This window comes from Atribacteraceae bacterium, from assembly GCA_035477455.1.
Taxonomy (GTDB): Bacteria; Atribacterota; Atribacteria; order Atribacterales; family Atribacteraceae; genus DATIKP01.
Genome location: DATIKP010000113.1, coordinates 1 through 7756, shown reverse-complemented (window position 1 = coordinate 7756; position 7756 = coordinate 1). Strand labels below are relative to the sequence as shown.

Genomic DNA, 7756 nt, shown 5'->3' with positions numbered 1-7756 from the left:
TCAGCAGTTTGTGAACGGCCGAGAAATCTGAGATACCTCTCCTGAAATGTTTGAATGCCAACACTAAGGCGGTTGACCCCGCATTCGATCATTTCGTTGAGGGTTTTGTTGCTGATGGTCGAAGGGTTTATTTCAAGCGTGACTTCTTTAGTGTTGTTGGAGGGGAAAATGGATTCCAGTTGTTCGATTAACAGAGAGAGTTCATCTTTGGTCATCAGTGATGGTGTGCCCCCTCCAAAATAGATCGTTTGAAGGGTGGCTTGTTCCAGCATACCAACACCGATCCGGTAGCGGAGCTCCCGATTCAACGCCTCCAGGTATCTCGATCGTTCGTGGGTACTGCGTTCCGGTAGGGATATGAAATCACAATATCGGCATTTTTTCCGGCAAAAAGGCCAGTGTATATAAACATGTAGATCATCGATCATGTGTCAGTCTTGAGAATAGCGAAAAAAGCCTCTTGGGGCAGGCGAATTTTTCCGATCTCCTTCATGCGCCTCTTTCCCGCCTTTTGTTTCTCCAACAGTTTTCTCTTGCGGGTAATATCCCCACCATAGCATTTTTGAAGGACATCTTTCCGAAGCGCGGATACTTCTTCACGGGCTATTATTTTACCATTCGCCGCAGCCTGGATGGTGACGGCAAACAACTGACGGGGAATGGCCTCCTTAAGCCGGCTGACCACATCCCGGGCCCGGCGGTAGGAATTTTCCCCTGCCGAAACAAAAGAAAGACCGTCAACTTTTTCCCGGTTCACCAGGATATCGATTTTACTGAGAACCGAGACGCGGAATCCCTTGAGGTCGTAATCTATGCTTCCGTATCCCCGGGTCAAGGATTTTAAGCGGTTATAAAAATCTAGAAGGATTTCCGACAGGGGGAGTTCGTGCGTGATCAAGGCGGTCTTTTCGTCGAGATAACTGAGGTCTTGAAACACTCCACGCCGGTTCTGACACAATTCCATCACTCCCCCGATATATTCGGCAGGAGTGACGATTCTCATCTCGACAATGGGCTCTTCCGCTTCTTCGATTTCTCCGGGTGCTGGAAAATCCCTGGGTGACTTGACTTCGATCATTTCACCATTTCTGGTCAGGACGTTGTATATCACGTGGGGTGCAGTAGCTAAAACTGCAATCCCAAATTCCCTTTCAATCCGTTCCTGAATGATCTCCATGTGCAGAAGACCTAAAAACCCACACCGGAATCCAAACCCCAAGGCCTCCGAGACGTCCGGCTCGAATTGAAAAGAAGCATCGTTCAACTGGAGTTTACCCATGGCTTCTTTCAGTCTTTCGTAGTCCTCCGAAGCGACCGGGTAAAAACAGCAGAATACCATTGGTTTGACTTTCTGATATCCTGGCACTGCCTGGCTCGCTGGATTAAAAGCATCGGTTATCGTGTCACCAACCTGGCTGTCCCGAACGTTTTTTATGTTGGCCGCAATATAACCTACCTCCCCTGGTCCCAGGCTATCCACTGCAAACATGTCCGGATTGAATATCCCCACTTCGCTAACTTCGAAAGTCTTTTTTGACGAGAACATCATGATCGTGTTTTTACAGTTAATTTCTCCGTCGAAAACCCGCACAAAAGGAAGTACGCCGCGGTAAGGATCGTATAAAGAGTCGAATATCAGAGCCTTGAGTGGTTTTGTCCTGGTTCCGCTGGGAGGAGGAATCGCCTCGGCGACTCGCTGCATGAGTTCGACAACTCCGGTTCCCCGCTTGGCACTTACCTGGAGGACGGGAGGACAATCATCACCCAGGATCGTATGAATTTCTTGAGTGACTCGTTCCGGATCCGCCGAGGGAAGATCGATCTTGTTAATGACCGGAACAATGGATAACCCCTGGCTTAGGGCAAGTCGGGCGTGGGCCAGGGACTGCGCCTCCACTCCCTGAGAGGCATCGATGACTAAAAGAACACCTTCACAGGCAGCCAGGCTGCGGGAAACTTCGTAACCGAAGTCGGCGTGACCAGGTGTATCGATCAAGTTGAAGATCATTGCTTCGCGTTCACCGGGTTTTCGGTATGACAATCGTATCGCCTTGGCCTTGATCGTAATTCCCCGTTCTCGCTCCAGATCCATCCGGTCCATAACTTGCTCCCGCATCTTTTGCTTGGGAATAGCCGAACACAGATCCAGGATCCGGTCAGCTAACGTCGACTTTCCATGATCTATGTGGGCGATGATGCAAAAATTTCGTATTCGGCCTGGTGTTTTGTTCATCATTTCTCCTGATCTATACTCAGACTTGTTTCAGTTTTTTTTCTCCGGCACATGATTAGTGAAAACAAAGTCTCTCCTTCTCCCACTCCCAAGAAACGGGATAGCAAGGCATACATGCCCAGCACAACGACGGCGGACAGGACGAACATGATGCTCCCGAAAGTACCGACCAGCGGTTTTCCACTTAGAAAAAGAATCAGGCTTGAGACTGCTCCCACCAAAATCGTCAGTAACGTGACTTTTCCCAACCAGACAAGAAAATCTTTTCCCGCTGAAAGGGAAGAATGCTTTTTTACAAGGTAGAGATAGAGTAGGATGGAATTGGCAGAGGCACTGAGGGAGGTGGCCAAAGCCAAGCCAGGAAAATCCATATACCTCGCCAACAGTACATTCAGGAAGATATTGAGCAGGACGATGAATACACTGATTTTTACCGGCGTTACCGTGTCTTTAAGAGAAAAGAAGGCCTTGGTCAGAACTTGGTTCAAGGAGAAAAAAACCAGCCCCGGGGTATAGTAAAGAAGAGCGGCAGTGGTCATCATGGTCGCCGAGCGATCGAACTGGCCCCTCTCGTAGACCAGCGCGACCGATTCGAACCGGAAAACAATCAGTAAAACAGTCAGAGGAAGCATGGTATAAAGGATAAAACGAAGGCCTTGAAACAAAACCTTTTCCCACTCTCTTCGGTTGTCTTGCAGAGCGTGCCGGGATAGTTGGGGCAATATGGCTGTGGCGATGGCAACTCCGAAAATCCCTTGGGGGAGCTCCACCAATCGGACAGAAAAATACAGCGCGGAAACTGCTCCTTCTCTGAGGGTCAAGGCGATAATCCGGTCAACCAAGGTGTTGACCTGTGAAATCGCCAGGGCCAGCGTCATTGGAAGCATGAGCGAAATTACCTGTCTAAAACCGGTATTTTTCCAGAACTGATTCATCCAGTGGAGGCGGAAACCACACTGGTAAAAAGGAACCAATTGTATGGCAAACTGTCCTATGCCACCGGCGAGTACGCCCCAGGCCAGCGCAAAAGCGCCCAGACTGTCTTGGAAAAGAAGGATGAAAAAAATAATGCCCAGATTGAAGAATATCGGTGCAATAGCCGGCCAGCTGAAGACATGCCGGACATTGAGCACTCCCATCAAGAGGGCGGACAGTGATATAAGAAGGAGAAAAGGAAACATTATCTGGGTGAAGCGGATAGTCGTGACCATTTTTTCCGGATCCCCGCGGAAACCAACGGCGATCAGATTAACCAGCCAGGGGGAGATTACAATACCGATAAAGCATATAATCGAGACTGTGAGAAGCAAACCGGAAAAGACAGCAGTAATGAACGCCCGGGCATCTTTCGGATCTTTTTTCCAGGCATATTGCGAAAAAACCGGAACAACGGAGGTGCTTAGAGCACCTTCGGCGAAAAGTCGGCGTAAAAGGTTCGGTATGATAAAGGCAATGAAAAACGCATCAGTTATCCATGTCGCTCCAAAAGCAGAGGAGAGCAGGATTTCACGGGCCAGGCCAAAAATACGGGAAAGCGTTGTTCCGACCCCAACGACAAAGGTGTTTTTAATCAATATCGGTGCTCTTGACTCCTGAACGATCGTTTTATCCTGACTTACGTCGTCAGAATTCGTTTTATGATGGTTCAACGCAATCTCCACTCCAGCGATTTCACTTCTAAAGAATTGTCCTGAGTGATTATTCGGCATGTGAATTGAATTATCCGGGTGAACCTTCCGGGTTCTCACCTCGGACAATGGCACACCATTGTATCACAATATTCACTTTCAACTATAGATAATCATCCCAACAAAAAAAGCTGGAGATTCGTCTCCAGCTTTTTTTGTTGGGATGATTTGTTTTCCCGGCAGCGACCTACTTTCCCACCCCGTTGCCAAGGCAGTATCATCGGCGCAGGAGGACTTAACTTCCGGGTTCGGAATGGGACCGGGTGTGGCCCCTCCGCCATGGCCACCGGGAAATCTATGAATAGGTTGGGGGAATACTCCGTGCTGCGATCACTGCTGCGTTGAAACGATAAAGGCTATTTTGCGGTCAAGTCCTCGACCGATTAGTACTCCTTGGCTCAGACGTTACCGTCTTTTCACCGGGAGCCTATCAACCGGGTCATCTTCCCGGAGTCTTACCTGGTTACCCAGTGGGATACCTCATCTTGGGGTAGGCTTTGCGCTTAGATGCTTTCAGCGCTTATCCCTTCCGGACACGGCTACCCAGCAATGCCCTTGGCAGGACAACTGGAACACCGGAGGTCCGTCCATCCCGGTCCTCTCGTACTAGGGACAGCTCCCCTCAAGTATCCTCCGCCCGCAACAGATAGAGACCGAACTGTCTCACGACGTTCTAAACCCAGCTCGCGTACCGCTTTAATGGGCGAACAGCCCAACCCTTGGGACCGGCTACAGCCCCAGGATGCGACGAGCCGACATCGAGGTGCCGATCCTCCTCGTCGATGTGGACTCTTGGAGGAGACCAGCCTGTTATCCCCGGAGTACCTTTTATCCGATGAGCGATGGCCCTTCCACTCGGAACCACCGGATCACTAGGCCCGACTTTCGTCTCTGCTTGAGGTGTCCCTCTCGCAGTCAAGCTCCCTTTTGCCCTTACACTCCGCGCACGGTTTCCGAACGTGCTGAGGGAACCTTAGGGCGCCTCCGTTACGCTTTAGGAGGCGACCGCCCCAGTCAAACTGCCCGCCTGACACGGTCCCCCGGGAGGGAAACTCCCGCGGGTTAGAACCTGGACGTACCAAGGGTGGTATCTCAAGGATGGCTCCCCGGAAACTGGCGCTCCCGGTTCACGGCCTCCCACCTATCCTGCACAGGATAAATCCGGATTCAATGTCAGGTTACAGTAAAGGTTCACGGGGTCTTTTCGTCTAGTTGCGGGTAGCAAGCATCTGCACTTGCATTGAAACTTCGCCGAGCTCCCCGTCGAGACAGCGCTCCAGTCGTTACGCCGTTCATGCGGGTCGGAACTTACCCGACAAGGAATTTCGCTACCTTAGGACCGTTATAGTTACGGCCGCCGTTTGCTGGGGCTTCGGTTCAGAGCTTCACCGGCAGTAAACTCCCGGTTGACCCCTCCCCTTAACCTTCCAGCACTGGGCAGGCGTCAGACCCTATACATCGCCTTGCGGCTTCGCAGAGTCCTGTGTTTTTAGTAAACAGTCGCCAGAGCCGTTTCTCTGCGACCCCCTCCCGCTCGAAGAGCTAGTCTTGTCACCGGAGAGGGTACCCCTTCTTCCGAAGTTACGGGGTGAGATTGCCGAGTTCCTTAACGGGGGATCACTCGCGCGCCTTAGAATACTCATCCTACCTACCTGTGTCGGTTTGCGGTACGGATATCGAAGGTCCTGGCTAGAGGCTTTTCTTGGCAGCGTGGGATCAACCGGTTCGCTCCCGTAGGAGCTCCCATTCACCTCTTGATGTTCACGAGAGAGGGGATTTGCCTCCTCTCTCCATCTACTGGCTTAGACAGCCACATCCTCCCGGCTGCCGGTCTACCCTTCTGCGTCCCCCCATCGCTCATAACGGACTCCGATAGTGCCGGAATATCAACCGGCTCTCCATCACCTGCGCCTTGCGGCCTCGGCTAAGGGTCCGACTAACCCTGAGTGGACGAACCTTCCTCAGGAAACCTTAGGTTTACGGCGGAGAGGATTCTCACCTCTCTTATCGCTACTCATGCCGGCATTCTCACTTGGGATACCTCCACGGGTCCTTCCGGTCCCGCTTCAACGGCCTACCCAACGCTCCCCTACCAACCGAGGAGGAACGAATTCCTCCGCGATTCCGCAGCTTCGGCAACAGGCTTGAGCCCCGTACATGTTTCGGTGCGGCATCGCTAGACCAGTGAGCTATTACGCACTTTTTAAAGGATGGCTGCTTCTAAGCCAACCTCCTGGCTGTTTCAGCAATGCCACCGCCTTTCCCACTTAGCCTGTGTTTGGGGGCCTTAGCTGGCGGTCTGGGCTATTTCCCTTTTGACGACACGGCTTATCCCACATCGTCTGACTCCCCGGCTTTGAGCAGAGGTATTCGGAGTTTGTTTGGGTTTGGTAGGCGGGTAAGCCCCCTAGCCCATTCAGTGCTCTACCCCCTCTGCTAACCACCGGAGGCTAGCCCTAAAGCTATTTCGGGGAGAACCAGCTATCTCCAGGTTTGATTGGCCTTTCACCCCTACCCACGGCTCATCCAAGCAGTTTTCAACCTACATTGGTTCGGGCCTCCACGGGGTTTTATCCCCGCTTCACCCTGGCCTTGGGTAGATCACCTGGCTTCGGGTCTACGAAAGCTGACTGATCGCCCTATTCAGACTCGGTTTCCCTGCGGCTCCACGCCTTAAGCGCTTAACCTGGCCAACTTCCGTAACTCGCCGGCTCATTCTCCAAAAGGCACACGGTCAGGCAGAAGAAAACTAAGTTTCCTTCATCGCCCTCCCGCGTCTTGTAGGCACACGGTTTCAGGTTCTATTTCACTCCCCTTCCGGGGTGCTTTTCGCCTTTCCCTCACGGTACTGGTTCACTATCGGTTGCCGGAGAGTATTTAGCCTTAGGGGGTGGTCCCCCCGGATTCCCACGGAATTCCTCGTGGACCGTGGTACTTGGGAACAACAAACAGGAAGAGAGGCGTCATTTCACCTACCGGGCTATCACCGTCTCTGGCGAGGCTTTCCAAACCTCTTCGGCTATGACCCTCTTTTGTCACTTCCCGGCTCCTTCCCGGCGGAGCCCTTCGTCGTCCCACGACCCCCGAAACGCAAGGCCCAGGAGCTTGACACGTTTCGGGTTTAGGCTGTTCCCCTTTCGCTCGCCGCTACTGAGGGAATCGCTAGTGCTTTCTCTTCCTCGGGGTACTGAGATGTTTCAGTTCCCCCGGTTCGCCTCCCCTGACGGGGATACTGGAGGTTTGCTCCAGTGGGTTGCCCCATTCGGGAATCCCCGGATCGATGCTTGCTTACAGCTACCCGGGGCTTATCGCAGTTAGCCACGCCCTTCTTCGCCTTCCGGCACCAAGGCATCCACCGTATGCCCTTTCATTACTTGACCGCAAACTTCACTTCTCATCCATTAATGGGTGGTATCAGGTGGTGTGTTTGGAGTATTCCTGACCAACCTTATTCACTTGTCAAGGTGCGGAGGTTAACAGCATTAAATATTGTAATGGGTAATCAGGTTTTTTGCAAGCTGTTTATTAAAATTTTGTCAAGACTCTTTTAAAATGTCCTCCTTGAGACCCCTCCTCTATAGAATCATACATGCTTTCCGTAGCCGTCTGTTCAGTATCCTTCTTGCGACGAGGAACAAAGAGAGGCTTTTCCCTCCAGGAGGGATCGGGAGGGGGAAAAGGTCCCTTGCGGGATGTGCCTTTTTGTTCCTTGAGCGGGAAAGCTTCCGCCCTGCTGGGCCGCCGTTTCCTCTCTTTACCCCTCACCTCTTTTCCCGGTAGACCAGTTGGATGCTCCCAGCCCGGGGTTCTTGCCTGCGCGCGGCGCGCAAGCAGG

Annotated in this window: 3 protein-coding genes and 2 rRNA genes; all 5 read right to left on the bottom strand. The window is 52.2% G+C overall.

Features of this window, described 5'->3' with window-relative positions; all coding sequences use genetic code 11:
- The coding region (locus tag VLH40_07010) for a radical SAM protein (protein ID HSV31752.1) at positions 1-428 on the bottom strand (428 nt) is incomplete at its 3' end.
- Positions 425-2236, bottom strand: coding sequence for a translation elongation factor 4 (gene lepA / locus VLH40_07005; GenBank protein ID HSV31751.1), 1812 nt, complete (start codon positions 2234-2236; stop codon positions 425-427). The genes lepA and VLH40_07010, both read right to left, overlap by 4 nt.
- Positions 2233-3882, bottom strand: coding sequence for a murein biosynthesis integral membrane protein MurJ (gene murJ, locus VLH40_07000; protein HSV31750.1), 1650 nt, complete (start codon positions 3880-3882; stop codon positions 2233-2235). Before murJ ends, lepA begins: the two co-directional genes overlap by 4 nt.
- A gap of 213 nt (positions 3883-4095) precedes the next feature.
- A 5S ribosomal RNA gene (rrf, locus tag VLH40_06995) occupies positions 4096-4212 on the bottom strand.
- Between the two features lie 72 nt (positions 4213-4284).
- Positions 4285-7301 (bottom strand): 23S ribosomal RNA (locus tag VLH40_06990).
- Positions 7302-7756: the final 455 nt, after the last annotated feature.